The sequence below is a fragment of the Kribbella sp. HUAS MG21 genome (assembly GCF_040254265.1).
Classification (GTDB): domain Bacteria; phylum Actinomycetota; class Actinomycetes; order Propionibacteriales; family Kribbellaceae; genus Kribbella.
The window spans coordinates 5215892-5240982 of sequence record NZ_CP158165.1 but is presented as its reverse complement, the minus strand read 5'-3'; the positions used below and the strand labels follow the sequence as shown (position 1 = coordinate 5240982).

Sequence of the window (25091 nt, the reverse complement as noted above, 5' to 3'; positions counted from 1 at the left end):
ATGTTCGACGCCGTGTTCGTTCCTGCCGACCCGCCGCGCGCGGGCCGGCTGGCGCTGTACGGCGACCTGACCGAGGAGCCGGACGGCAGCGTCGAGCTGGTCCTCCCCCGCGGCGCCACGGTGCGCCGTACGACCGTTCCGGCCCGGCTGCTGACCATGCCGGAGGTCCTCGACCGCCTCACGAGCACGAACGGCGCTGACGAGCCCGAAGCCGGGAGCTGGGCCGCGTGGCGCGCCGCCGGGCTCGCCGGGCTGGTGCTGATCGGACGCGGTCGGCTCGTGCCGGACCAGAGCCCGGAGGGGTACGGCGCTTGGCGGGTCGCGCCGCTCGATCCACTCGACCACGCCTGGCTGCGGAACCTCGGCGCCGCGCTCCCGCCGTACGGTCACGCGATCCCGATCGCAGGTAGTCGTCCGCTGCGACTGGTCGATCCGGAGCAGCTGGTCAGGGCGTTCTGGGACGCACTCGCCGACACCATTGTCCGCAGCCCAGCCGCAGCAGTCGCAGCTCGCCCCACCGCCGCCCCCTTCGCCGCAGCCGAACCCACCCAGCTCACCGGCCCGACAACTTGGCTGGACGAAACAGCTCTCGCGGAACAGGCCGGCACCCGTCTGGTCCTCCGCATCGAACCACCCGCCGACTCCCCCGATCCAGAAGGTTTTCGGGCAGTGCTTCAGCTGCGGAGCGGGGTGGATCCGAGCTTGCTGGTGGATGTCGCGGACATGTGGAACGCGCCTGCTGCCGTGCTGACCGCGCTGGGTGAGCGCGCGGAGACCGACCTGCTGCTGGGGCTGCGGCGCGGCGCGCGCGTCTGGCCGCCGCTCGGTGCGGCGCTTCGGGATGCGGCGCCGGAAGAGGTACCGATCGACGACGCGGCGCTCGAGGAGCTCGCCGAGGGGAGTGACGCGCTGGAAGGGGCGGGGATCGAGGTGCTCTGGCCGGCCGAGCTCTTCGCCGGTGAGCTCGCCCTCCGCGCGACCGTCGCCACTCCGACACCGGGCGCCGTCACCGGGCCAGACTTCAGCCTGCACGAGCTGGTGCAGTTCCGCTGGCAGCCGTCGCTCGACGGGCAGGACCTGACCGAGGCCGAGATCGCCGCGCTCGCGGAGGCCAAGCGCCCGATGATCCGGATGCGCGGTCGCTGGATCCGCGTCGACCGGGACGTCGTACGGCGACTCCGCAACGGCTCGGCCCGCACGCTCACCGGCGCCGAAGCGCTCGGCGCCGCGCTCACCGGCACGATCGATGTCGACGGCGAACTGGTCCCGTTCGAGGCCGACGGCTCATTGGCGCAGATGCTGGCCCGGCTGCGATCCTTTGAGGAACCGGCGCCGTTCAGCGATCCCGTCGGCCTCCGGGCGACGCTCCGCGACTACCAGCGCCGCGGCGTCGCGTGGATGGCGCAGCTCGCGCGCCTCGGCCTCGGCGGCTGCCTCGCCGACGACATGGGGCTCGGCAAGACCATCCAGGTGATCGCGCTGCACCTCGAGCTCAGCAACCGCGGCCCGACGGTCGTGGTCTGCCCGTCGACCCTCCTCGGCACCTGGGAGCGCGAGTTCGAGCGGTTCGCCCCCGACGTACCGATCCGCCGCTACCACGGCCCCGGCCGGACGCTCGGCGACCTCGCGCCCGACGAGGTCGTGCTCACGACGTACGGCGTCGTACGCCAGGACCACCGGCTGCTCGGCGAGATCGCGTGGGGCCTGGCCGTCGCGGACGAGGCGCAGCACGCGAAGAACCCGTTGTCCCGCACCGCCCGCGCGCTCAGGACGTTGCCGTCGGCAACCAGGATCGCGCTGACCGGCACCCCGGTGGAGAACCGGCTGTCCGAGCTGTGGTCGATCCTCGACTGGTCGGCGCCCGGGCTGCTCGGGACGCTGGACCGGTTCCGGCACGACGTCGCCGTACCGGTGGAGCGGTTCCACGACGAGGAGGCGACCGCGCGGCTCGCGCGCGTCACCCGGCCGTTCCTGCTGCGCCGGCGCAAGAGCGACCCCGGGATCGCCCCGGAGTTGCCGCGCAAGTCCGAGCGCGATGTCGTCGTACCGCTGACCACCGAGCAGGCCACGCTCTACCAGGCGGTCGCGAAAGAGACGCTCGCGAAGATCGAGTCCGCGGAGGGGATCGCGCGCCGCGGCCTGGTGCTCAGCCTGCTCACGCAGCTGAAGCAGGTGTGCAACCATCCGGCGCAGTTCCTCCACGAGCCCGGTCCGCTGGAGCGGCGCTCCGGGAAGCTCGCGGCGCTCGACGAGTTGCTCGACGTGATCCTGGCCGAGGGCGAGTCGGTGCTGATCTTCAGTCAGTACGTCGAGATGTGCCGGCTGATCGAGGCGCATCTGGCGGCGCGGCAGGTCCGGACGCTGTTCCTGCACGGCGGCATCGGCGTGCGGAAACGGGAGCAGTTGGTCGAGGAGTTCCAGTCGGGTGCGGCGCAGGTCTTCCTGCTGTCGTTGAAGGCGGGCGGTGTCGGGCTGACGCTGACCCGGGCCACCCACGTGGTGCACTACGACCGCTGGTGGAACCCGGCGGTCGAGGACCAGGCCACGGACCGCGCGTACCGGATCGGCCAGGATCGGCCGGTGCAGGTGCATAGGCTCGTCACGGAGAACACGCTGGAGGACCGGATCGCGACGGTGATCAACGCCAAGCGCGATCTCGCGGACGCCGTCGTCGGGTCGGGCGAGGCGTGGCTGAGCGAGCTGTCCGACGCGGAGCTGACCGAACTCGTCGAGCTGTCGACCGGGCCCGTGCGATCCGGGTCGGCGAGTGCGTACAACCCTTCTGCTGTTGGGAAATCCGATGGCTGACGACGATCGCGTGCCGTGGCAGGTCTGGCGGCGGAAGGGTGAGGACGCGGGGCTGCCTGCTGCGAAGGGACCGGGCAGCCGGCGGTCGTTCGGCGCGACGTGGTGGGGCAGGGCGTGGCTGGAGGCGCTGGAGCAGCGTGCCCGGCTCGATCCGGGGCGGTTGTCGCGCGGGCGTTCGTACGCGCGCCGCGGCAGCGTGCTCGAGCTGACCGTCAGCCCGGGCGCGGTCGAGGCGGTGGTGCAGGGCAGCCGCGTCACGCCGTACCAGGTGACCGTCCGGATCCGCGCGTTCTCCTCGCAGGAATGGTCCTCGGTACTCGACGTTGTCTCAGCGCAGATCGGGCGGGTCGCGGCGCTGCTCGACGGGGAGCTGCCGCCGGAGGTCGTGGACGACGTACGGGCGGCCGGGCTGGACCTGCTGCCCGGCGCGGGCGAGGTGCTGACGAACTGCAGCTGCCCGGATTTCGCCGTACCGTGCAAGCATTCCGCGGCTGTTTGCTATCTGGTGGCGGATGCGCTGGACGACGACCCGTTCGCGCTGCTGCTCCTCCGCGGGCGCCGCAAGGACGAACTACTCGCTGCGCTCCGTTCGCGCCGTGGCGGCAACCGCACGGCTATCGCCCCGCCGCGCACTCCCCCGCCGCCGGGCATCCCCGCGATCGCCGCGTTCGCACGCACAGTGGTCCCGGCTGTCCCCACGCCACCCCGGCCGCTCAACGCACCCGGCGTACCGGCGGCGGTCAAGGTCCTCGACCCACCGCGCGCGTCCGGCATCGAGGTCCGCGACCTGGTCGCGCTGGCCACCGACGCGGCCCGCCGCGCCTGGTCCCTCGCCTCGGGCGACCCCTATCTGTCCCTCACCTTCGAACAGGACCTGGCCCGCCGGGCCGCCGACCTCCTCGGTACGCCGGACCTCGCCGACCTCGCGCACCGCGCCGGCATCCCCGCCCGCCAACTCACCACCTGGGCCACCGCCTGGCGCCACGCCGGCGCAGGCGGCCTAGCCGTCACCATCGACGACCCGCACGAGGTAGATCCCGACCAACTGACCGACGCCGCCACAGCCCTCCCCCACGCCACCCTCGAAGCCAACCGCGTCACCACCGCCAAACTCCAACTCCGCCTGGGCAAGGACAACCTCTGGTACCGCTTCGACAACCACTTCAACGACTGGACCCTCACCCGCCCGCCCTCCCCCGACCCCCAGGACCTCCTCTGACAAGAGGTCAGCTGATGCCCGGACGCCTAGGCGCGGCGGCGTAGTGAGGTGTGGGTTTCGAGGGCTGTGATCAGGTGGTCGGCGATCTTGGCGTGGCCGGCGACTGTCGGGTGGACGAGGTCGGTGCAGTCGTCCTCGGTGATCCAGCCGGTGGAGTCGATGCAGACGAGGTTGGCGTCGTCGAGTGTTTTCACCGCGGCCTGGATGGTGTCCGCGTGCTTCCCGTTGAACGGGGTCAGCGCCACGATCCGCGTCGACGGGTACGCCGTACGGACGCGGCGCACGTACCCGGCGTACTCCTCGATCTCCAGGGTCGGGTCGTTCACGCCGAGGTTGATCACCACGACGTCGGACGGCTCGACCCGCTCGGCCGGCGAGCCCGCGAAGTTCCAGCCGAACGAGTCCACGCCCGCCGGCACCTCCCCGTTCCCCGGCTTGCTGATCCCCTGGCTCCCGAACCCGACCTGGTACGACGTCGCGCCGAACGCGCGCGCGGTGAGATACGCGTACGACGCCGTACCGTCCGCGCCTTCCGACTCCGGGTGGTCGCTCAACGCGAGCACGCCCTGGGTGATCGAATCGCCGTAGAACTCCAGCCGCGGACCACCCGGACGCCCGCTCAGCCGCAGCCGCGTCTTCAGGTCGAGCACCAGCCCGGCGAACACGACCGCGCATTCGAACGGCGGGTTCCACCGGTTGACGTGCTCGTTGACGTCCTTGACCACGACCTCGACCTGGTGCCGGCCGTCGGGCGCCTCGAGCTCGATGACCGGCCCCTCGATCAGGTGCAGGGCCGGCTCGCCGTCGTCGACCGTGATCCACAGGTGCGGCGGGACCGTGAGCCCGTCGGTGTCGAAGAGCAGCTGCACCCGCTCACCGGCGTACGAGAACGAGAACCGCGAACCCGAGTTGACGGTGATCGCCACGCCGGGCTGCTGTCCCCACTGTCCTTCCAGGACGATGCGCGGATCCGACGGGGCGACGACCTCGCCTGGCTCGAACGGCACGGCTGCTCCTTCTGCTCGGGGTGCGGGTCTCATTCTGCCGGGTCACCAGCCTTCCTTCCGAGCCCGTGCCTCGAACAGCAGGATCCCGGCGGACAGCGCCACGTTCAGCGAGTCCGCCTGGCCGAGCATCGGGATCGACACCGCGTCGAACCCCTCGTCGTGCCACGCCCGCGACAGCCCCTCGCCCTCCGACCCGACCACGAACGCGGTCGGACCGTCGTACCGCGGTACGCGATAAGTACCGGTCGCCGCCGGGTCGGCGAGGTGGACGCGGAACCGGTGGCTCCGCAACCACGCCGCGGCGGCCGGCACGTCGTCGAACTCCACGATCGGCGTCGAGAGCACGGTGCCGCGGCTGGCGGAGTACACAGCCGGATGCGTCGGGCGGGCGCGCCGGCTGGTCAGTACCAGGCAGTCGGCCTTGACCGCGTCCGCCGTACGGATCAGGGTCCCGAGGTTGCCGGCGTACTCGACGCCGTCGGCGACGAGTACCAGGGACTGGCTGGTGAAGCGCAGCGCCTGCGGCCGCCATTCCGGGACCCGGGCGATCGAGATCAGGCCGTCGGAGCGGGTCTTGCGGGACAGTCGGCCGAGCAGCTTCTCCGAGATCCGGTACACCTCCCCGGCGCGCTCGGCGATCCGCCGTACATCGGTCGTGCCCGCCTCCGGGCACCAGAAGAAGGTCTCGATCGTGGCGGTCGTGGTGAGCAGGCGGTCGTGTTCCCAGGTGCCTTCGACCATGATCCGGCCGGGCGAACCGTCCTTGCGCAGCGCCAGCAGGTCACGGACACGGGGGTGTTGCGCGCCGATCGGGCGGGCAAAGGGGTGCACAGTCATGTGCGGGCTCCGAACGGAGAGAATCAGCAAGCGCGCCGGGGACCAACGGTCCGCTCCGGCGGGGCGACAGCCGCGGAGCTCTCGGACTCCGCGGGTGCCGTGGTACTGACGCGGCCTTCCCGACCGCGTCAGCCAAGGATTCTCATCACATCTCGGATGGTAGGCAGCGGGGGATCCGCCGTCATCCGGTTTTCCACAGGCCGGTGGCGGGCGAGTTTTGGTCTGTCGGTGCGGGTGGTTAGAGTCCTTTTCTCTTGGCTTTGCTATCACCCGGGAGGGAGTGCGGATGGACGCGACGTTGCTCGACGCCGAGGCCGAGGCGGCGGTGCTGCGCGTCTACCGTCAGGTGTTCGCCGTGCTCGCCCGCGAGGCCGGCGCGATGATCGTCGACCCCGACCTGCTGGACGTCGACCAGGCGATCCTGGACGCGTTCGCCGAGGCGGGCAGCGACGGCCTGACCGTCGAGCAGGCCACCCTCGCCTGCCGGGCGTACCCGCACGACGTGATCGTCCGCCGCTTCGACGTCCTCCGGCAGTACGGCGCGATCACCAAACTCGTCGACCGGCCGAACGAGTTGCGCCACCGCGCCGCGTTCGCGCCGTACGTGATGCTGATGTTCCTGCGCCGGATGTCGGTGCAGGGCGGCCAGGCGGAGCTGCACCAGCTGCTCACCCTCGAGGCGCACAGTGTCAGCGACCCGCAGGCGACCGCCGACGACGGCCGGGCGTCGATCGAGCGACTGACCAAGGTCTTCCGGCTGCTCGGCAACGAGCTGGCGATCCTGGTCTCGACCAGCACGACGGCGCAGCTGCGGGAGAACGCCCAGCTCGCGTGGGGCAACGAGCGGCTGATCGAGCAGGCCGAGGTGGTGCATCGGCTGGTCCTCGGCCGCTGGCCGACGCTGCATCGCGACTGTACGTCGCTCCGGATGGCGCTGGCGGCGTACGCCGACGCGGTCCAGCTCGCCGCCGGACGGCTGGTCGAGCGCGCGGGGACGACGCGAGCGCTGGGGTTGCTCCCGATCGAGACGTGGCTGACCTTTGCGCGGAGCAGCGAGCCGGAGACGCTGGCCGCCGTACTCGACGGGCTGCTGTTCGACGCCGCCGCGCCGGACTTCTCCGCGCAGACGCTGGTCGAGGCGGTGGAAACGGGCCGCCGCAGCGGGACCGCCCGGATGGCGCCGCCGCGTCCGACCGCGGACGTGGACGCGCCCGAGTCGGCCGCGGCGACGGACCGCGAGGACCTGCGCGCGGAGGCGGAGCGGGTCCTGGCCGGACGCTCGTCGGTCGACATCGTCGAGGTCGTCGACGAGGCAGGCGACTGGCTCACGGCCCGCCGCGTCCTCGCCGAGCTGACAGCGGCCCACCTGCACGACGAACTGGACTACGAACTGGTGTGGTCCGACGGAATGCGAATCGCCCCAACCTCCGGCACGCCGTGGGCGACCGAGGGCGTATTCCGCCGGGTGACCCGATGAGCACCGAGGCTGTTGAGCGGCGGTTGTACAACGCGCTCTGGTGGGCGAAGGTGCAGTCTGCCGGTCCGCTCGAGGTGGATCCGGAGACGCCTGCGGTCGCCGGGCTCACCCGCGCCGCGTCGCCGGACGGCTCGGCGGTGTGGCTGGTGCCGACGCTGCCATCCGGTGCCGGGCACGGGGTGCTCGACGAGCTCGGCGCTCCCCCGGTCGCTGTCGAGCAGCCGAACGAGACGGCGCGTGTGCTCGCGATCTGTGTAGCCTGCTGCTGGACGGACCGCAGCGGACCCGCCTGGCCCGGGGCGACCGGGACGCTCGCACAAGTCAGGTCCGTGTACGCCGGGATGCGCGGCCGGCCCGAGCAGTCGAGCGACCTCACCCTGATCATCGGCAGCCTCCGCCGCCTGCACGCCACCCACTGGCTCCGCTGGGACGAGAAGGCCGGCGAGGTCCGCCTAGGCCCCCGCGTCATCACCTGGTCCCCCGCCGACCTCTCCACCCTCCGCGACCTCTGCCGCCACCTCCCCGACCCACCACCAGCCGTCCTCTCGACGCAACCGGCGCCGGTCGACGACGAGCAGCTGGAGGTGTCGGATGAGTGAGCAGCATGCGTTGTTCGATCCGTTGTTGCAGGATCTCAGTGATCGGTCGCGGGATGAGGTGCTTGCTGCGTTCAGTGCGGTGCAGTACGCCGCGCACCCGGTCGCCGAAGTACAACTGGCCGGCCTTCGCGACGTGACCCTGCGCCGTCAGGTGCAGCGGATGCTCAAGCTCATCGGCCGTACGCTCGTGCACGTCGACGGCACCCACTGGACCGCCGGGTACGACGACGACATCGCCGCGAGCCTCGCCGCCCAGGGATGGCAGCCGCTGTCCGCCGTCGACCGCGCGGTGCTGGTGCTCGTACTGATCCATTCGGTCGCCATCCCGCGCAGCGAAGGCATCCTCACCGGCGACTCCTGGAAGTCCGCGCGACCGACCACGGTCGACGAGCTGCGCACCACCCGGATCAGCGGCGAGGAGCGCCGCCTCGCCCTGCAGCGCCTGCGCGCCGCCGGACTGATCCAGCTGTCCGGCGACCATTCGGGCGGACCGTCGTACATCCCCGGCCCGCAGCTGCAACGACTGACACCAGCCGCGCGCCGCCGTCTGCAGGACCAGTTGATCCTCGCCGCCGCCCCGGCCAGCCCGATCGCCGAAGCCATCCGCGCCCGAAACGGGGCCCCAGCCAGCACCACGCCAGCCAGCACCACCACGCCAGCCAGCGCTACCACGGGAGATGAAGCATGAGCGCACCTTCTGAGGACGGGCCGTTCGACATCCTCGGGTCCAAGGTGTTGCTCGGTGTGCAGGTCGTCGACCTGTCGCGCCTGTCGACGCACCCGATCCCGATGATCGGCCGCGGCCTGATCACGGTCGCCGGCCAGGGCCCCACCGACTCGAACGGCGCCGGCAAGTCGTCCTGGATCGCCGCGCTCAGCCTGCTGCACGCCGACGACCAGTGGCGGCTGACCAGCGGCGCGCCCGGCGCGGCCGAGCTGCTGTTCACCGCCGAGGCGGCCGGCCAGGAAGGCAACTGGTCGAACGTCGACCGCGGCTACATCGTCGGCGTCTTCTCCGACCCCGACCTGACCGACCTCGACGAGATCGAGGCCGCCGCGATCACCGTCTGGATCCGCATCAACCGCAAGGCGTCGTACCTCGATCTGCGCTGGAAACAGGGCTTGCACATCCCGTACGGCGCGACCGAGGCCGAGCGCGCGGCCGGCGCCGACGCGCTGTGGGCCGCCCTCCCGCACTCGAACGGCCGTACCGACTTCCACGCCAACAAGCTGTCCCAGGTGCTGTACGGCGGACAGGTCCGCTGCGTCTCGTTCCTGTCGACGTCCGTGCGCTCCAGCCCGACCGCGAACCTGCTCGCCGAACCGCTCAACGAGCTCGGCCCGGCCCGGATCTTCAACGCGATCGCCACGCTCACCGGCCTCGACCACGAACTCGAACAGGAGCAGGCGCACCGCAGCGCAGAGCACACCCAGCGCGAGGCGACCAAGCAGGCGTCCGCCGACCTGCAGCGCTGGGAACAGGAGATGGCGACGGTCGAGGCCGGCATCCTGCAGCGCGCCGCCGCGCGTGAGGCGCTCGCCGCCGCCAAGGAGTCGTGGCAGGCGCGGAACGCGCGGCACCTGCTCGACGGCTCCGCGCGGAACGCCGAGATCGTCCAGGAGCTGGCCGGCCTCGCCGAACGGGTCGCCGAGCAGGAGGCCCGCAAGGAAGCGATCGAGGCCGAGATCGATGCCTTCGGCAACGAGGAGAACCTGCTGCGGGACGTCCAGCTGACCCGCCAGGAGCGGGACAAGCTGGACGCGCGCGACCGCGAGCTCGATCTCGCGCAGCGCTCGGTCCGGGAGCAGTTGGAGCGGCTCGGCCAGGAGCATCGCAGGCTGCTCGACGCAGGCCGCTCCGCCGACGGTCGCGATCTGGCCGCGGCGGCCGAGGAGCAGGCCGAGGCGCGCGCCGTACTCGAGGAGCACATCGGCCGCGATCACGCCGCCCGTTCCGCGGTCGACCACGCGACCGCCGAGCTGCGCGAGGCCGAGAGCGGCCAGACGGTCTCGGCGCCGCAGCAGCAGGTCCTGGAGAACGCCGGGATCGAGTGCGGCGCGCTCACCGACATCACCGAGCTGGCCGAGTCCGAGCGCGCTGAGTGGGAGCCGCGCCTGGCGCCGTACCGGGAGGCCGTCGTCATCGATGCCGGTGACGCGCAGCTCGCGTCGACCGCGCTCGCCGACGCCGGGTACGCCGGATTCCTGCTGGTGCTGGCGAACCGCCCCGGTGCGAAGGCGTCAAAGAAGCGGGGCCCGCAGTCGGCGGACAAGCGCTTCGTACTCGACGGGTTCTTCGCGGCGATCGGCGAGCGGGCGACCAAGGACAGCATCGACGACGCCGCCGGTGTCGTCGCGGTCGGGCAGTTCGACGAGCCGATCACCGGCCGGACCGCGCGGATCGAGGCCGCCCGGCGCCGGCTGGAGGCCGCGGTCGAGGCACGCGCCGAGGCGGCCGCCGCGCTCGAGCAGGCGCGCTCGCGGGTCGAACAGGCAGAGCGTCGTACGGCGGCCGCCCGCGCGCTCGCCGACGCGGAGTCGGTGCAGGAGCAGATCCTCGCGCTCCGGGAGACCGTCGACCGGCACGAGACCGATCGCGACTCGCTCGCCCCGCAACTGCAGGCCGCGAAGGAGTCCGCGGAGGCCGCCGCCGGGCAGCAACTCGTCCGCGACGAACGCCTGAAGAACCTGGAAGCGACCCGTCGCGACCACGACCGCGTCCTCGACGACCTGACCGGTCGCAAGCTGGCGCTGTGCGAGGAGCAGACCACGCTCGACCTCGCGGGTCGGGCGGCCGCGTGGGGCGGCACGCCGGAGGACGCGGAGGCGTTCCTCGTCGAGCTGCCCGACGACGCGCAACGCCGTACGATCGCCGACTGGAACCACCAGGCCTGCACGCAGCTCGACGACGTCATCCGCCGCTGCTTCCCGAACGCCCGCTCCCGCGAGGAGATCCCGACCGAGCTGTGGGAGATCCTCAACGGCCCGGACGGCTGGACGAACGGCACGCTCGGCGACCGCGTCGGTCTGGTCCCGGCGCTGCACCGGACGCTGAGCAGCCACTTGGCCCAGCACGAGACGTTCGACAGCCTGCAGCAACAGCAGATCGCCAGCCAGCGCGCCGAGCGGAACGCCGCGCTCGAGCGTGCCCGCGAAGGCCTCGCCGAGGCGGAGAGCACCGCCCGCGCGCACCGCGCGTCGCTTGCCGACGGCATCAAAGCGCGGCTGCGGCTGGTGTCGCAGGAGTTCGACAGGCTCGACCAGCAGTACGGCGGGTACGGCGCGAAGCTCGAGTTCCCGGAGCCCGATCCGCCGGCCGAGCCCGACAAGCCGTGGCGCTGGACGGTCACGCCGAAGTGGCGCCGCTCCGAGGGCGGTCCGTTCTCCGCGTTCAACGTGAAGGGCAACACCGCCCAGATGGACGAGAAGGCGGTGAAGCTGGTGTGCGCGGCGGCCCTGGCCGGCGGCTCGGACCGTCCGCTGCTCCTGATCCTCGACGAGCTCGGGCGGAACCTCGGTTCCCAGCACCGGCGCGAGGCTGTGGCGCTGTTCGAGCAGATCGGCCGCGACCGGAACATCACGGTGATCGGCGCGCTCCAGGACGACATGGAGCGGTACGCGCTCGCCTCGTCCCGGCTGTACGTCAAGCTCCGGCGCAGCTCGGACACCATGCCGTACAACCAGGCGCCCGTGGTGAAGGGCAACGAGGACAACGCGGCCCGCGTGGAGCTGCTCCGCGAGTGGATGACGTCGTACCGCGGGTCGACGCCTACGCTCGAGCTGGCGTCGCCGACCCTCACGTAGTCCGACAATTTCCGACAGAAACAATCACACGAGGTCTTGACCTCGACGCGACGGACCGCATACTCACGAGTGAGAGCGCTCTCTTCCTACCGCCCCAGGGAGAACCACATGCTGACGCGACTCCGCTGTGTGCTGCTGCTGACCACCGTCCTCGCCCTCCTGCTGACACCACTCACGGCGACGGCGTTCACACCGAAGCCGCCACCGTTGACCACGCCGTGGACGAACCAGGTGTCGGTCAGCAATCCGCTCCCGGAGTACCCGCGGCCGCAGCTGACCCGGACCGAATGGCAGAGCCTCAACGGGGTCTGGCAGTTCGCGCCGGCGAACAACCTCGACACCCCGCCGACCGGAACCTTGCCCGAAGAAGTCCTCGTCCCGTACCCGATCGAGTCCGCGCTCTCCGGCATCCAGCGCCACGAGAACCGGATGTACTACAAGCGGACCTTCACCGTCCCCGCCGCCTGGTCCGGCCGCCGCGTGCAACTGAACTTCGGCGCGGTGATGTGGCAGTCGAAGGTCTGGGTCAACGGCGTCCTGCTCGGCACCCACGAGGGCGGGTACGACGCCTTCTCGTACGACGTCACGGCGGCGCTGCGGGCCGGCAGCAACGACATCGTCGTCGGGGTCTGGGCGCCGGTCGACACCGAGGACATCCCGCTCGGCAAGCAGCGACTCAACCGCGGCGGCATCTGGTACTCCCCGTCGTCCGGCATCTGGCAGACCGTCTGGCTGGAGCCGACCGCGCCGGCCTGGATCACCCGGCTGGACACGATCCCCAACGTCGCGGCCGGCGGACTCGATCTCACGGTGCGCGCGTCCGCGGCCGGGCAGCCGGTCCGCGCCCAGGTGCTGTCCGGCGGCCAGATCGTCGGCGAGGCGTCGGGCGTCAGCGGGACGCCGTTCCGGATCGCCGTACCGAATGCGCGGCTGTGGTCGCCCGACGATCCGTTCCTGTACGACCTGCGCGTGACAATGGGCAGCGACACGGTCGGCGGGTACTTCGGGATGCGCTCCGTGGGCAAGGCGATGCTCGGCGGCTTCCTGCGGCCGACGCTGAACGGCAAGTTCGTCTACGCGCTCGGCACGCTGGATCAGGGGTACTGGCCCGACGGTCTCTACACCGCGCCGACGGACGAGGCCCTGCGGTTCGACCTCGAGCAGCAGAAGGCGCTCGGGTTCAACATGGTCCGCAAGCACATCAAGGTGGAGCCGGCGCGCTGGTTCTACTGGGCGGACCGGCTTGGGCTGATGGTGTGGCAGGACATGCCGTCGTTGGTTGCCGGCCGCAATGCCTCCGCCGCCGGCGAGGCGCGGTACGAGACCGAACTGCGCCGGATGGTCGAGAACCACAAGCAGATCACGTCGATCGTGCAGTGGATCCCGTTCAACGAGGGCTGGGGCGAGTTCCAGGCCGGGCGGATCGCGGACCTGGTCAAGAGCCTCGACCCGAGCCGCCTGGTCAACCACAACTCCGGGTCGAACTGCTGCGACTCCGATCCGGATCCCGGCAACGGCGACGTCATCGACGACCACCTGTACGTCGGCCCCGGAGTGACGCGGGCGCCGTCGGCGACCCGCGTGCTGCAGCTCGGTGAGTACGGCGGCCTCGGCCTGCACGTGCCCGGTCACGAGTGGCCGAGCGGCAACAGCTTCGCCTACGAGATGCTGCCGACGAGCGACGCGTTGACGACGCGCTACGTGCAGATCACCAGCCAACTGCCCGAGCTGATCAACGGTACCGGGCTGTCCGGCTCGGTCTACACCGAGCCGACCGATGTCGAGGACGAGATCAACGGCTTCTTCACCTACGACCGCCAGGTGCGGAAGATGGACTTCGCGCGGGTGCGGGCCGCACATCAGCAGGTGCTAGCGGCCGCCAACGGCACGGCGCTGCCGACCGGCAAGCTGGTGTCGTTCCGCGTGACGACGCCGGGCTACACGGACAGGTACCTGCGGCACGTCAACGGGGTGGTCAACACCGAGGTGGTCGACGGCGGCAGCAGCCAGACGCTCAAGCAGGATGCGACGTACTGGGTCCGGCCAGGGCTGTCCGACAGCAGCTGCTACTCCTTCGAGTCACGCAACTTCCCCGGCCAGTACCTCCGGCAGCGAGATCTCCGTGTCTACAAAGAGGCCAATCCCGTTGCGGCCGACGCCACCTTCTGCAGCCGTCCAGGCCTGAGCGGCGGCGGTACTTCGTTGGAGTCGGCGGCACGGCCCGGGTACTACCTGCGGCATCGCAACGCCGAGGTCTGGCTGGACACCGACACCGGCGGCTCGTACCGCGACGACGCGACCTGGAACCTCGTCCCGGCCTGGTGGCGCAGCGGCGCGGACCTCGCCGTCGGGCAGGTCCGGACGTTCCGCGTCACCACCGCCGGCTACACGAACCGGGTACTGCGGCATCGCGACGGCCTGGCCCGCACGGACGTAATCGACGCCAACTCGTCGCTGACGGATCGGCAGGACGCCAGCTTCATGATCCGGCCCGGGCTGGCCGAGAGCAGCTGCTACTCGCTCGAGTCCGTCAACTTCCCAGGGCAGTACCTGCGGCACAGCAACTACCGGCTGCAGAAGGCGTCCAACGACGGCACTGACACGTTCCGCAAGGACGCCACGTTCTGCGCACAACCACCACGGGCAGGTGGAGCTGGCAACGTTTCGCTGCAGTCGATCAACTATCCGGCGTACTACGTCCGGCACGCGAATGAGCTGGTCTACATCGCAACCGTCGGCGGAGCCAACGCCTGGGACGGCGGAGCGTCGTACGACGCCGACACGACGTGGGCGGATCAGCCCGGACTCGGAGGCTGACATGCGTGCTCTCCTGGCGGCGGCCCTGCTGTTGACGCCCGTGACTCCGGTAGATGCTCCCGCTGTGTCACGGCAGGAGGCAGCGGTGGTCTGCTCGGTCGCGTGCGACACCCTCGATCCTTCGAAGGCGCTGGAGGAGACGTTTCCCGTGCCCGAGAAGGTGATCAACGGGCGTCGCGTCGTACTGCATGTGTCCGGGAAGGACGCGATGGCGTGGGCCAGCATCGACGACGGGGCGACCAACGACTCGGTCTGGCTCGATCGCAGCTGGGACGGCGGCGCGACCTGGGAGGGTTTGCTCGGCAAGGCGTGGATCCCGGCAGGCTGGACCGGCACCCGCACGCTCATGTACAACCTCGCCGACCCGGCAGGTCATCGCCGCGGCCTGCTGCGCGCGTGCGGCGACGCGGCGGGCGTCGTATGCACGGACTGGTTCGATCCGATCGTCTGCGCCGCGGCCTGCGACGGCAGCACCGGACCGTCGGGCGACAACCAGCCGGTGCCGTCTACGACACTGTCGAACCGGCGGATATCCCTCCATGTCGACAACCGCGGCATGGCCTGGGGCACCATCGAGAACGGCACCGCCGGCGACGAGATCTGGCTCGACCGCTCCTGGAACGAGGGCGCGTCCTGGCCGGGCGGCTCATCCCTCGGCCGTACCAGCGTCGGCCCGGGCGCCGCGACAGCCGCGACCCGACTCTACGCGGTGGCCGATCCGTCGCTACGGCTGTACGGCGGAGCGGTGCGCTCGTGCGGGCGAGCCGTCGAAGGCCAGAACGGCAGCTGTACGGCGTGGGCGCGGCCGGCCACCGATCGCGTCGGTGCGGCCGCGGACGCGCTGATGTACTCGTACCAGCCGCACACCGCGTGGTGGTTGTCGAGTTGGTGGAACTCCGCGGTGGCCGTGACGACGTTGATGGACTATCAGCAACGGACTCGCCGTACGGACCTGCGCTGGATCGTGAACGAGGTGTTCGAGAAGAACCGCGGCGTGTTCCCGGCGGGCGAGAAGAGCGGTGACGCGCTGGAGGGGAACTTCATCAGCCGCGCGATCGACGACACCGCCTGGTGGGGCATCGCGTGGGTCGCGGCGTACGACCTGACCGGTGAGCGCAGGTACCTGGACATGGCGGTGACCATCGCGAACTACGTGCACGGGTACTGGGACACGAGCACGTGCGGCGGCGGGGTGTGGTGGGACCGCGAGCGCACGTACAAGAACGCGGTGACGAACGGCCTCTACATCCGGCTGACGGCGGCGCTGCACAACCGGCTGGCCGGCGACACCGTGTGGTTGCAGCGGGCAATGACGGGCTGGAACTGGTTCGTTGGCAGCGGGATGATCAACTCGTCGCAGCTGGTCAACGACGGTCTGACCGGGTCGTGCGCCAACAACGGGCAGACGGTGTGGACGTACAACCAGGGCCTGGCGATCGGCGGGGCGCTGGAGCTGTGGCGGGCGACCGGTGATCCCGCGCTGCTGTCGAGGGCTCGGCAGCTGGGTGACGCGGCGATAGCTTTGTTGAGCCCGGGCGGCGTTCTCACCGAGTCGTGTGATCCCTGCGACGACAACCAGAAGCAGTTCAAGGGCATCTTCATGCGGTACTTCATGGAGCTGGCCGACACGACGGGCGATACGTCGTACCGGACGTATGCCACGCGGCAGGCGGATTCCATCTGGCAGCACGGCCGCGACCCGCTGAACCGGCTCGGGCTGCGCTGGACCGGCGGCGGAGCGCGTGACTGGCGTACGCAGGCGAGCGCTCTCGGCGGCCTGCTCGCGGCGGTTCCCAGGAGCTGAGCTTGACACTTGTCCAGATTTCGATGCGTTATTACCAAAATCGGACCCCGGTGCAGACCTGAGACCCGAGGGTGCAGCAGACTGGGGCGGTGACGTTTCCGGAGAGCCGCCGTACCCGAGCCGGAACTCTGGTCAAGCGGTCGTACGACGGCGTACCGTCGCGTGCATCCGGTACCCCGTCCGGCCTCGCGTCGTCTCCGTCGAACCGGCCGCCTGAAGATCGGAGGGCGTGAATGGCATCCTGGCTGCTCCGCGCCCAATGGCCGCACCGTGACGAGACCGTCGAACACCGCGCACTCCGCGTCGGCCGCACCCTGACCGCGGTGGCGGTCGCCTTCCCCGAGGTCCACAACTGGACGCAGGACGAGCGCTGGGGGTACCACGTCCTCGAGGCCGACGGCTCCACGCCGCTGCAGGAGATGGTCGAGGCCACGACGAAGGTGCTCGCGAACGGCACGAGTACGACCCGGTTGCACCTGCAGAGCACCGGCGAGCTCCCGTGGCTGTTCGACCTGTCCATGGGCGGCACGATGACGACTGTCTCGGACCAGCTCACGCTGCACTGGAGCGACGAGGACGCGCTCCAGCAGTCGGAACGCTTCGCCCAGGTACTGCGCGCAGTCGTCACGATCTGGGAACCCCAGTGGGCCAGCATCGCCGACACCGAACTCGCGGCCGCGGCCGGGGTGTTCCGCCGGGGCATCCCGATGATGGGGTGGCTCACATACGTCCGCGGGATGGTGGCCGGTGCCCCCGGCATCGACATCACCCTCACCCCGTACGAACGCGGCACCCTCCTCCAAGCACCGGTCTCCCCCGTCGACCTGACCCCCGTCCACATCTGCGCCGCAGCCGCCCTGGTCGGAATAGCCCCCGAGCAATAACCAGCCCCACAGACCAGACTCCCGGGGACCACCTAGGCCGGGGACCACTTAGCCCGGGGAACCAGCTAGCTCAGGGAACCAGCCCAGGCCCGGGCTTAGCCAGTCCGGGGAACAGTCAGGTGCGGGGTAACCAGCTGGCCGGGCAACCAGCAGGCCGGGAACCAGCTAGCCCGGGAACAGCTGGACCAGGGAGCAACTGGTCCGTCGATTAGCTAGCCAAATCCGGGGAACAGCTAGTCGGTCACGACGAGGTGCCGATCCCACCGCCGCAGCTCCTCCGCGGTCGGGACCTCGAACTTCCCGCTCCACTCAACGAGCTCCTCACGACTGACCGCAAACGTCGCCGCCGGCAGATCCGCATTACGCCGCTCGAGCCGCCCCCACAGCACCTCCAACGGCACATCGAGCACAACGATCTCCGCACTCGCCCCCAGAGCCTGCGCCCGAGTCCGAAACAGCTCCCGCTCCTCCGCCGACCAACACCCATAGTCAAGGATCACGTCCACCCCAAGCTCCAACACCCGAGCCGCAACACCCCACAACAACTCAGACTCAAGCACCCACCGACGCCCATCAGACTCATTCGTATTGAACAACCCCTCCATCCACTCGTCGGGCGTCAACCGCAACCCCTTCCGCTCCTCCTCCATCCGCCGCGCCAACGAAGTCTTCCCAGCCCCCGGCAACCCCACAACCAACACCATCCCAACCATCCCCCGAGCCTAGTAGCCACCACCGCCGCCGCGCTCCACGAAGAAGCCGGCGCCAACCACAGGCCAGCGGACGCACACCGCGATCCCGTCTGACTGACTCGACACCGGAGACGCACACCTCATGGCGGGACGTGCGCCCAACGGACTGCACCGCCCGTCGGATGCCGCCGCGCAGGCAAGCACACGAGAAGCACCGAGCACGCACGGACGGCCGTCAACTGCCCCGTGTACGGCGATGCGCCGGGTCGCGCGCCACTCGGAGCACGTCACGCCGACCAGAGACACCGATGCCGAACGACGCAGCGGTGGGCCTACGGATTGACGTGAACAGGCTCCTGTACCGCGAGACAGCAGATCACGCGGCACCAGAGGACGACGGTGGGTACGTCGCTGTGCTGGCCCGGACTCCGCAGCATCAGCTGTAGCGTGAACCACCGAAGTGCTGCCGGAGGTCATCTCAGTACCAGCGACTGGCACCGTCCCGGCGGACTGGCCGGCACACGGTGCCGGCCAGGAGCCGCGGGGCCGGGCAGTTGCCGAGGGTGACGAGGGTGACGCAGGGCCGTCGGCTCGCGTGAGCGGGCCGTACTGCGATTGGCTCGTCCTGCGGTTGGCCAGTCCTGCGATTGGCTCGTGCTGCGATTGGCTCGTGCTGCGATTGGCTCGTGCTGCGCCTGGGCCTGTACTGCGAGGTGTCGGAGGACGGGGCACTGCGGCGAGCCGCGCAGAGGGGCGCCGCAGTACCGGGCAGAAGGTGTCGGACCAGAACTCGTCTGTCTGTCGGACCGGGCCCCGTCTGTCCGAGCGCTGTGGCCGCCGTCCTGCCGGTCGCGCGGCGACGCCGGCTTGGGTCAGCGCAGGAGCTGGGTTGCCGGTTCGCACAGGGACTGGTCACCGGTTCGCGCAAAGGCTGGGCTGCTGGTCCGGTTGGAGCTCAGGTTGCCGGCGCAAATAGCTAGAGAAATGTTAAGGGCCACCCCGTGGGGTGGCCCTTAACAGTGTGAATGTCCGGCGGCGTCCTACTCTCCCACGACCTCCCGGTCGCAGTACCATCGGCGCTGGCGGGCTTAACTTCCAGGTTCGGAATGGAGACTGGGTGTTTCCCCGACGCTATGGCCACCGAAACTCTATGAGAACACATATCAACCAACACAAGCCACCGTGAAGTGTGGGCTGGGTTGACCGTATTCCGGGAACCGTACAGTGAACGCGAACACCTGTTACATAGCGCAGCTCGAAGCCTTCTGTTCCATCACCGTAAACGATGATGAGTGTGTGACAAGCCCTCGGCCTATTAGTACCAGTCAGCTCCACACGTTACCGCGCTTCCACTTCTGGCCTATCAACCCAGTGGTCTACTGGGGGCCTTACCCGGTTAACCCGGTGGGAGACCTCATCTTGAAGCGTGCTTCCCGCTTAGATGCTTTCAGCGGTTATCACTCCCGAACGTAGCCAACCAGCCGTGCTCCTGGCGGAACAACTGGCACACCAGAGGTTCGTCCACCCCGGTCCTCTCGTACTAGGGGCAGCCCTTCTCAAGTCTCCTGCGCGCGCAGCGGATAGGGACCGAACTGTCTCACGACGTTCTAAACCCAGCTCGCGTGCCGCTTTAATGGGCGAACAGCCCAACCCTTGGGACCTACTCCAGCCCCAGGATGCGACGAGCCGACATCGAGGTGCCAAACCATCCCGTCGATATGGACTCTTGGGGAAGATCAGCCTGTTATCCCCGGGGTACCTTTTATCCGTTGAGCGACGGTGCTCCCACATGCCACCGCCGGATCACTAGTTCCGACTTTCGTCCCTGCTCGACATGTCTGTCTCACAGTCAAGCTCCCTTGTGCACTTACACTCGACACCTGATTGCCAACCAGGCTGAGGGAACCTTTGAGCGCCTCCGTTACCTTTTAGGAGGCGACCGCCCCAGTCAAACTACCCACCAGGCACTGTCCCTGATCCGGATAACGGACCAAAGTTAGACAGCCAGAACAACCAGAGTGGTATTTCAACGATGACTCCACCCGAACTGGCGTCCGAGCTTCACAGTCTCCCACCTATCCTACACAAGTTGTACCGACCACCAATACCAAGTTGTAGTAAAGGTCCCGGGGTCTTTCCGTCCTGCTGCGCGTAACGAGCATCTTTACTCGTAATGCAATTTCGCCGAGTCCATGGTTGAGACAGCGCCCAAGTCGTTACGCCATTCGTGCAGGTCGGAACTTACCCGACAAGGAATTTCGCTACCTTAGGATGGTTATAGTTACCACCGCCGTTTACTGGCGCTTAAGTTCAAAGCTTCGCCGGCCGAAACCAGCTAACCTGTCCCCTTAACGTTCCAGCACCGGGCAGGCGTCAGTCCGTATACATCGAATTACTTCTTCGCACGGACCTGTGTTTTTAGTAAACAGTCGCTTGGGCCTGGTCTCTGCGACCATCACCGCTTCGGTGAGCAAGTCACCTAACGGATCAGGTCCCCCTTCTCCCGAAGTTACGGGGGCATTTTGCCGAGTTCCTTAACCATGGTTCACTCGATCGCCTCGGTATTCTCTACCTGATCACCTGTGTCGGTTTGGGGTACGGGCGGCTCTAACACTCACTGCGAAGTTTTTCTCGGCAGCATGGGATCATCCACTTCCCCTAAACGGGTCCGCCTCGGCTCTCAGGCTCAATGAGACACGGATTTGCCTATGCCTCGCCCTACCACCTTGCCCGCGGATCAGCTTGCGCCTACCATCGCCGCGGTTGGACTACCCTCCTGCGTCACTCCTCAATGCACCTACTACCACCTCGGGTCAGAACATCCACCGATCCGTCCGAAGACATCACAGCTTCAGTTCCTTAGCATCAGCGGGTTCGGTCGGGTCGTGTTAATGCCGGTACGGGAATATCAACCCGTTGTCCATCGACTACGCCTGTCGGCCTCGCCTTAGGTCCCGACTTACCCAGGGCAGATTAGCTTGACCCTGGAACCCTTGATCATCCGGCGGACGGGTTTCTCACCCGTCATTCGCTACTCATGCCTGCATTCTCACTCGTGCAGCATCCACAACTCCATCACTAGGCTGCTTCACACGCTGCACGACGCTCCCCTACCCACCCACACACCTGGACCACACCCAAAGGTGAGGCCGAGTACAAGTGTGAGTGCCACAGCTTCGGCGGATTGCTTGAGCCCCGCTACATTGTCGGCGCGGAATCACTTGACCAGTGAGCTATTACGCACTCTTTCAAGGGTGGCTGCTTCTAAGCCAACCTCCTGGTTGTCTGGGCAACTCCACATCCTTTTCCACTTAGCAATCGCTTAGGGGCCTTAGCTGGTGATCTGGGCTGTTTCCCTCTCGACTACGGAGCTTATCCCCCGCAGTCTCACTGCCGCGCTCTCACTTACCGGCATTCGGAGTTTGGCTGATTTCGGTAAGCCGGTAAGCCCCCTAGACCATCCAGTGCTCTACCTCCGGTAAGAAACACACGACGCTGCACCTATATGCATTTCGGGGAGAACCAGCTATCACGGAGTTTGATTGGCCTTTCACCCCTATCCACAGGTCATCCCCCAGGTTTTCAACCCTGGTGGGTTCGGTCCTCCACGCGGTCTTACCCACGCTTCAACCTGCCCATGGATAGATCACTCCGCTTCGGGTCTAGAGCATGCGACTAAAACGCCCTATTCAGACTCGCTTTCGCTACGGCTACCCCACACGGGTTAACCTCGCCACACACCACTAACTCGCAGGCTCATTCTTCAAAAGGCACGCCGTCACACCCCACAAGGAGATGCTCCGACGGATTGTAGGCAACCGGTTTCAGGTACTATTTCACTCCCCTCCCGGGGTACTTTTCATCTTTCCCTCACGGTACTAGTCCGCTATCGGTCACCAAGAAGTATTTAGGCTTAGCGGGTGGTCCCGCCAGATTCACACGAGATTTCAAGAGTCCCGTGCTACTTGGGAAAACACTCGAGAGTCACTGTCTTACGCCTACAGGGCTATAACCCACTACGGCTCAACATTCCAGAAGATTCGACTTCAACAGCGATTGATAACTCTCCGACACCACGGCATTAGTGTCTGAATGCTCCCACAACCCCATATACGCAACGCACGCCGGCTATCACACGCACATGGTTTAGCCTCATCCGCTTTCGCTCGCCACTACTCACGGAATCACAATTGTTTTCTCTTCCTACGGGTACTGAGATGTTTCACTTCCCCGCGTTCCCTCCAGAACCCTATGTGTTCAGGCACTGGTAACTGGCTTTAGAATGCCAGCTGGGTTTCCCCATTCGGACATCCCCGGATCACAGCTCGGTTGCCAACTCCCCGGGGCTTATCGCAGGCTCCAACGTCCTTCATCGGCTCTTGGTGCCAAGACATCCACCGATTGCCCTTAGTAGCTTGTCACAAAAACAAAAAACCAAGAACAAAAATTACGCTACAAAGATGCTCGCGTTCACTATACAGTTCTCAAAATACGGGCAGGAACACCAACCCCGAACCACCACTTACCAGTAGTGATATGCCCACCAGGGAAACAACACACCCAGCAAACACACCCACCAGCAGTCTGATGAGAGCCGGCCCCAGCCACCCAACCAACCACCAACGTGATCGGCCAGCGACCCAGAAGAAACAGATCCAACCCCCAGAAACCTCAGTTCCTGTGAGCCGGGCCCGATTCCTCAGGACCCAACAGCGCGCCTCGACCCATCACCCAAGCACTCTCGCGTTCCACGCCGCGCTCCGAAAAGCAGCAGCAGTACTAACTCGATCACTCGAGATCCAGGCCTAATGGTCAATGTTCCACATTCCGAAGCACCATCACCCCGAGACGTACGCTCGAGCAGTGATGACATGAACAACCCCAAACCCATAACGGGCAGGCTGCCAAAGTGCTCCTTAGAAAGGAGGTGATCCAGCCGCACCTTCCGGTACGGCTACCTTGTTACGACTTCGTCCTAATCGCCAGCCCCACCTTCGACGGCTCCCTCCACAAGGGTTAGGCCACCGGCTTCGGGTGTTGCCGACTTTCATGACGTGACGGGCGGTGTGTACAAGGCCCGGGAACGTATTCACCGCAGCGTTGCTGATCTGCGATTACTAGCGACTCCGACTTCATGGGGTCGAGTTGCAGACCCCAATCCGAACTGAGACCGGCTTTTTGGGATTCGCTCCACCTTACAGCTTCGCAGCCCTTTGTACCGGCCATTGTAGCATGCGTGAAGCCCTGGACATAAGGGGCATGATGACTTGACGTCATCCCCACCTTCCTCCGAGTTGACCCCGGCAGTCTCCTATGAGTCCCCACCACCCCGAAGGGCGTGCTGGCAACATAGGACGAGGGTTGCGCTCGTTGCGGGACTTAACCCAACATCTCACGACACGAGCTGACGACAGCCATGCACCACCTGTATAGGACCCTTACGGACCCCCCATCTCTGGAGGATTTCCCTATATGTCAAACCCAGGTAAGGTTCTTCGCGTTGCATCGAATTAATCCGCATGCTCCGCCGCTTGTGCGGGCCCCCGTCAATTCCTTTGAGTTTTAGCCTTGCGGCCGTACTCCCCAGGCGGGGCGCTTAATGCGTTAGCTGCGGCACGGAGGACGTGGAATGTCCCCCACACCTAGCGCCCAACGTTTACGGCGTGGACTACCAGGGTATCTAATCCTGTTCGCTACCCACGCTTTCGCTCCTCAGCGTCAGGTAAGGCCCAGAGAGCCGCCTTCGCCACCGGTGTTCTTCCTGATATCTGCGCATTCCACCGCTACACCAGGAGTTCCGCTCTCCCCTGCCTACCTCTAGTCTGCCCGTATCGGAAGCAGGCTCGGGGTTAAGCCCCGAGTTTTCACTCCCGACGTGACGAACCGCCTACGAGCCCTTTACGCCCAATAATTCCGGACAACGCTCGGACCCTACGTATTACCGCGGCTGCTGGCACGTAGTTGGCCGGTCCTTCTTCTGCAGGTACCGTCACTCTCGCTTCGTCCCTGCTGAAAGAGGTTTACAACCCGAAGGCCGTCATCCCTCACGCGGCGTTGCTGCGTCAGACTTTCGTCCATTGCGCAATATTCCCCACTGCTGCCTCCCGTAGGAGTCTGGGCCGTGTCTCAGTCCCAGTGTGGCCGGTCGCCCTCTCAGGCCGGCTACCCGTCGACGCCTTGGTAGGCCATTACCCCACCAACAAGCTGATAGGCCGCGAGCCCATCCCCAACCGCCAGAACTTTCAACCAACCACCATGAGACAGTTGGTGTTATCCGGTATTAGACCCCGTTTCCGAGGCTTATCCCAAAGTTGAGGGTAGGTTGCTCACGTGTTACTCACCCGTTCGCCGCTCGTGTACCCCCGAAGGGGCCTTACCGCTCGACTTGCATGTGTTAAGCACGCCGCCAGCGTTCGTCCTGAGCCAGGATCAAACTCTCCGTTGAAATCTATATGTCAACCACAGCGAACTGTGGAAAACAGACTACTTCGAGAAGATCCTTCGAATCAGAAACAATCAAACTGACTTGAATCAATGTTTCAAAGGAATCCATCCACAGACAATGTCTGGGGACGGGGTTAATGCATCTTTCGGCATTGACTTTCGGCACGCTGTTGAGTTCTCAAGAATCGGACGCACACCGCGCTTCGCACTTTCGTTTGAAGCTCCGGGGCAACTCGCCCTACTTTACTGTTTCGGTTTGAGCCGGTCAAATCGGCTCTTTTCGATCCAGTCTCCCTGCGCGACCCAGTGACCGAAACCCGCCGAGGCGTGTTTCGGATTCCGAGACCTTCAGGGAGTTTGTTGGAGGGCCGGCCGCTTTCGCGTCCTGCGCCTCGCTCCAACAAGAAGAACATTACTGACATTCGTGGTGCGGATGCAAATCGGGGTCCTGGACCGCTGTCCGAGGCTCCCTGCACCCGTCCTCGGCGCCGGCGATCCGGCGTCGAGGGAAGCAGTGCTCGTCCCTCTGGTCACTTCACTCACTCACGTCTCCGCGAGCGACACCTCCATGATGCCGCACCACGCAAGTCGTTTTCGTGCGGGGTGCGGAGACCAGGTGGGAGCCGGGTAGCCGGCTCCCACCTGCCACGTACCGCACCGCCCGGCAGACGCCTCTCGGCGAGTGGCCGCTCGTAGCGG

The 25091-nt window shown here is 67.1% G+C and carries 12 protein-coding genes and 3 rRNA genes; 9 read left to right on the top strand and 6 right to left on the bottom strand.

All coding sequences use genetic code 11. The features are described 5' to 3' along the window. Together ABN611_RS25620 and ABN611_RS25615 are read left to right on the top strand one after the other, a co-directional pair. Positions 1-2808 carry a DEAD/DEAH box helicase gene (locus ABN611_RS25620; protein WP_350274773.1) on the top strand — a complete coding sequence of 936 codons (2808 nt, stop codon included), beginning with the start codon at positions 1-3 and terminating at the stop codon, positions 2806-2808. Then, positions 2801-4027, top strand: a complete 1227-nt coding sequence (locus ABN611_RS25615) for an SWIM zinc finger family protein (RefSeq protein ID WP_350274772.1) — start codon at positions 2801-2803, stop codon at positions 4025-4027. The genes ABN611_RS25620 and ABN611_RS25615 overlap by 8 nt, the downstream gene beginning before the upstream one ends. 26 nt (positions 4028-4053) lie before the next feature. Here the strand turns inward: ABN611_RS25615 and ABN611_RS25610 are convergent, their stop codons facing one another. Together ABN611_RS25610 and ABN611_RS25605 are read right to left on the bottom strand one after the other, a co-directional pair. Next, positions 4054-5034, bottom strand: a complete 981-nt coding sequence (locus ABN611_RS25610) for a GDSL-type esterase/lipase family protein (RefSeq protein WP_350274771.1) — start codon at positions 5032-5034, stop codon at positions 4054-4056. A 42-nt stretch (positions 5035-5076) separates the two neighbouring features. Then, on the bottom strand, positions 5077-5871 hold the full coding sequence (locus tag ABN611_RS25605; protein ID WP_350274770.1) for a TrmH family RNA methyltransferase: 795 nt from the start codon (positions 5869-5871) through the stop codon (positions 5077-5079). 286 nt (positions 5872-6157) lie between these two features. Here ABN611_RS25605 and ABN611_RS25600 point away from each other — a divergent pair, with 286 nt between their 5' ends. The 7 genes from ABN611_RS25600 (at position 6158) to ABN611_RS25570 (ending at position 17256) form a co-directional block, all read left to right on the top strand. After that, a complete protein-coding gene (locus tag ABN611_RS25600) occupies positions 6158-7348 on the top strand; it encodes a hypothetical protein (protein ID WP_350274769.1) in 1191 nt (396 codons plus the stop codon). Beyond that, the gene (locus ABN611_RS25595) at positions 7345-7947 is read left to right on the top strand and encodes a hypothetical protein (RefSeq protein WP_350274768.1); all 603 of its coding nucleotides are present in this window, start codon (positions 7345-7347) and stop codon (positions 7945-7947) included. Before ABN611_RS25600 ends, ABN611_RS25595 begins: the two co-directional genes overlap by 4 nt. Further along, positions 7940-8635 carry a hypothetical protein gene (locus ABN611_RS25590; protein ID WP_350274767.1) on the top strand — a complete coding sequence of 232 codons (696 nt, stop codon included), beginning with the start codon at positions 7940-7942 and terminating at the stop codon, positions 8633-8635. The genes ABN611_RS25595 and ABN611_RS25590 overlap by 8 nt, the downstream gene beginning before the upstream one ends. Next, positions 8632-11751, top strand: a complete 3120-nt coding sequence (locus ABN611_RS25585) for a chromosome segregation ATPase (protein ID WP_350274766.1) — start codon at positions 8632-8634, stop codon at positions 11749-11751. Before ABN611_RS25590 ends, ABN611_RS25585 begins: the two co-directional genes overlap by 4 nt. A 108-nt stretch (positions 11752-11859) precedes the next feature. Further along, positions 11860-14568: an AbfB domain-containing protein gene (locus ABN611_RS25580; protein WP_350274765.1), complete on the top strand. Its 2709-nt coding sequence runs from the start codon at positions 11860-11862 to the stop codon at positions 14566-14568. Between the two features lie 64 nt (positions 14569-14632). Further along, on the top strand, positions 14633-16372 hold the full coding sequence (locus ABN611_RS25575; RefSeq protein ID WP_350274764.1) for a glycoside hydrolase family 76 protein: 1740 nt from the start codon (positions 14633-14635) through the stop codon (positions 16370-16372). Between the two features lie 233 nt (positions 16373-16605). Beyond that, positions 16606-17256 carry a hypothetical protein gene (locus ABN611_RS25570; protein WP_350274763.1) on the top strand — a complete coding sequence of 217 codons (651 nt, stop codon included), beginning with the start codon at positions 16606-16608 and terminating at the stop codon, positions 17254-17256. 233 nt (positions 17257-17489) lie between these two features. Here the strand turns inward: ABN611_RS25570 and ABN611_RS25565 are convergent, their stop codons facing one another. The 4 genes from ABN611_RS25565 to ABN611_RS25550 form a co-directional block, all read right to left on the bottom strand. Beyond that, positions 17490-17969 (bottom strand): AAA family ATPase, encoded by a 480-nt coding sequence (locus tag ABN611_RS25565; RefSeq protein ID WP_350274762.1) that lies wholly within the window; start codon positions 17967-17969, stop codon positions 17490-17492. Positions 17970-18975: 1006 nt separating this feature from the next. Then, positions 18976-19093, bottom strand: a 5S ribosomal RNA gene (gene rrf / locus ABN611_RS25560). Positions 19094-19243: 150 nt separating this feature from the next. Beyond that, a 23S ribosomal RNA gene (locus tag ABN611_RS25555) occupies positions 19244-22369 on the bottom strand. 499 nt (positions 22370-22868) lie between these two features. Continuing rightward, a 16S ribosomal RNA gene (locus ABN611_RS25550) occupies positions 22869-24393 on the bottom strand. The 16S, 23S and 5S rRNA genes sit together here, the layout of an rRNA operon. Positions 24394-25091 lie beyond the last annotated feature (698 nt).

Excerpts from the sequence above, each read along its gene's own strand:
- ABN611_RS25600 (WP_350274769.1), top strand. The coding sequence starts at position 6,158 with ATGGACGCGACGTTGCTCGACGCCGAGGCCGAGGCGGCGGTGCTGCGC.
- ABN611_RS25605 (WP_350274770.1), bottom strand. The coding sequence starts at position 5,871 with ATGACTGTGCACCCCTTTGCCCGCCCGATCGGCGCGCAACACCCCCGT.
- ABN611_RS25620 (WP_350274773.1), top strand. The coding sequence starts at position 1 with ATGTTCGACGCCGTGTTCGTTCCTGCCGACCCGCCGCGCGCGGGCCGG.
- ABN611_RS25570 (WP_350274763.1), top strand. The coding sequence starts at position 16,606 with ATGGCATCCTGGCTGCTCCGCGCCCAATGGCCGCACCGTGACGAGACC.
- ABN611_RS25580 (WP_350274765.1), top strand. The coding sequence starts at position 11,860 with ATGCTGACGCGACTCCGCTGTGTGCTGCTGCTGACCACCGTCCTCGCC.
- ABN611_RS25615 (WP_350274772.1), top strand. The coding sequence starts at position 2,801 with ATGGCTGACGACGATCGCGTGCCGTGGCAGGTCTGGCGGCGGAAGGGT.
- ABN611_RS25565 (WP_350274762.1), bottom strand. The coding sequence starts at position 17,969 with ATGGTTGGGATGGTGTTGGTTGTGGGGTTGCCGGGGGCTGGGAAGACT.
- ABN611_RS25595 (WP_350274768.1), top strand. The coding sequence starts at position 7,345 with ATGAGCACCGAGGCTGTTGAGCGGCGGTTGTACAACGCGCTCTGGTGG.
- ABN611_RS25585 (WP_350274766.1), top strand. The coding sequence starts at position 8,632 with ATGAGCGCACCTTCTGAGGACGGGCCGTTCGACATCCTCGGGTCCAAG.
- ABN611_RS25590 (WP_350274767.1), top strand. The coding sequence starts at position 7,940 with ATGAGTGAGCAGCATGCGTTGTTCGATCCGTTGTTGCAGGATCTCAGT.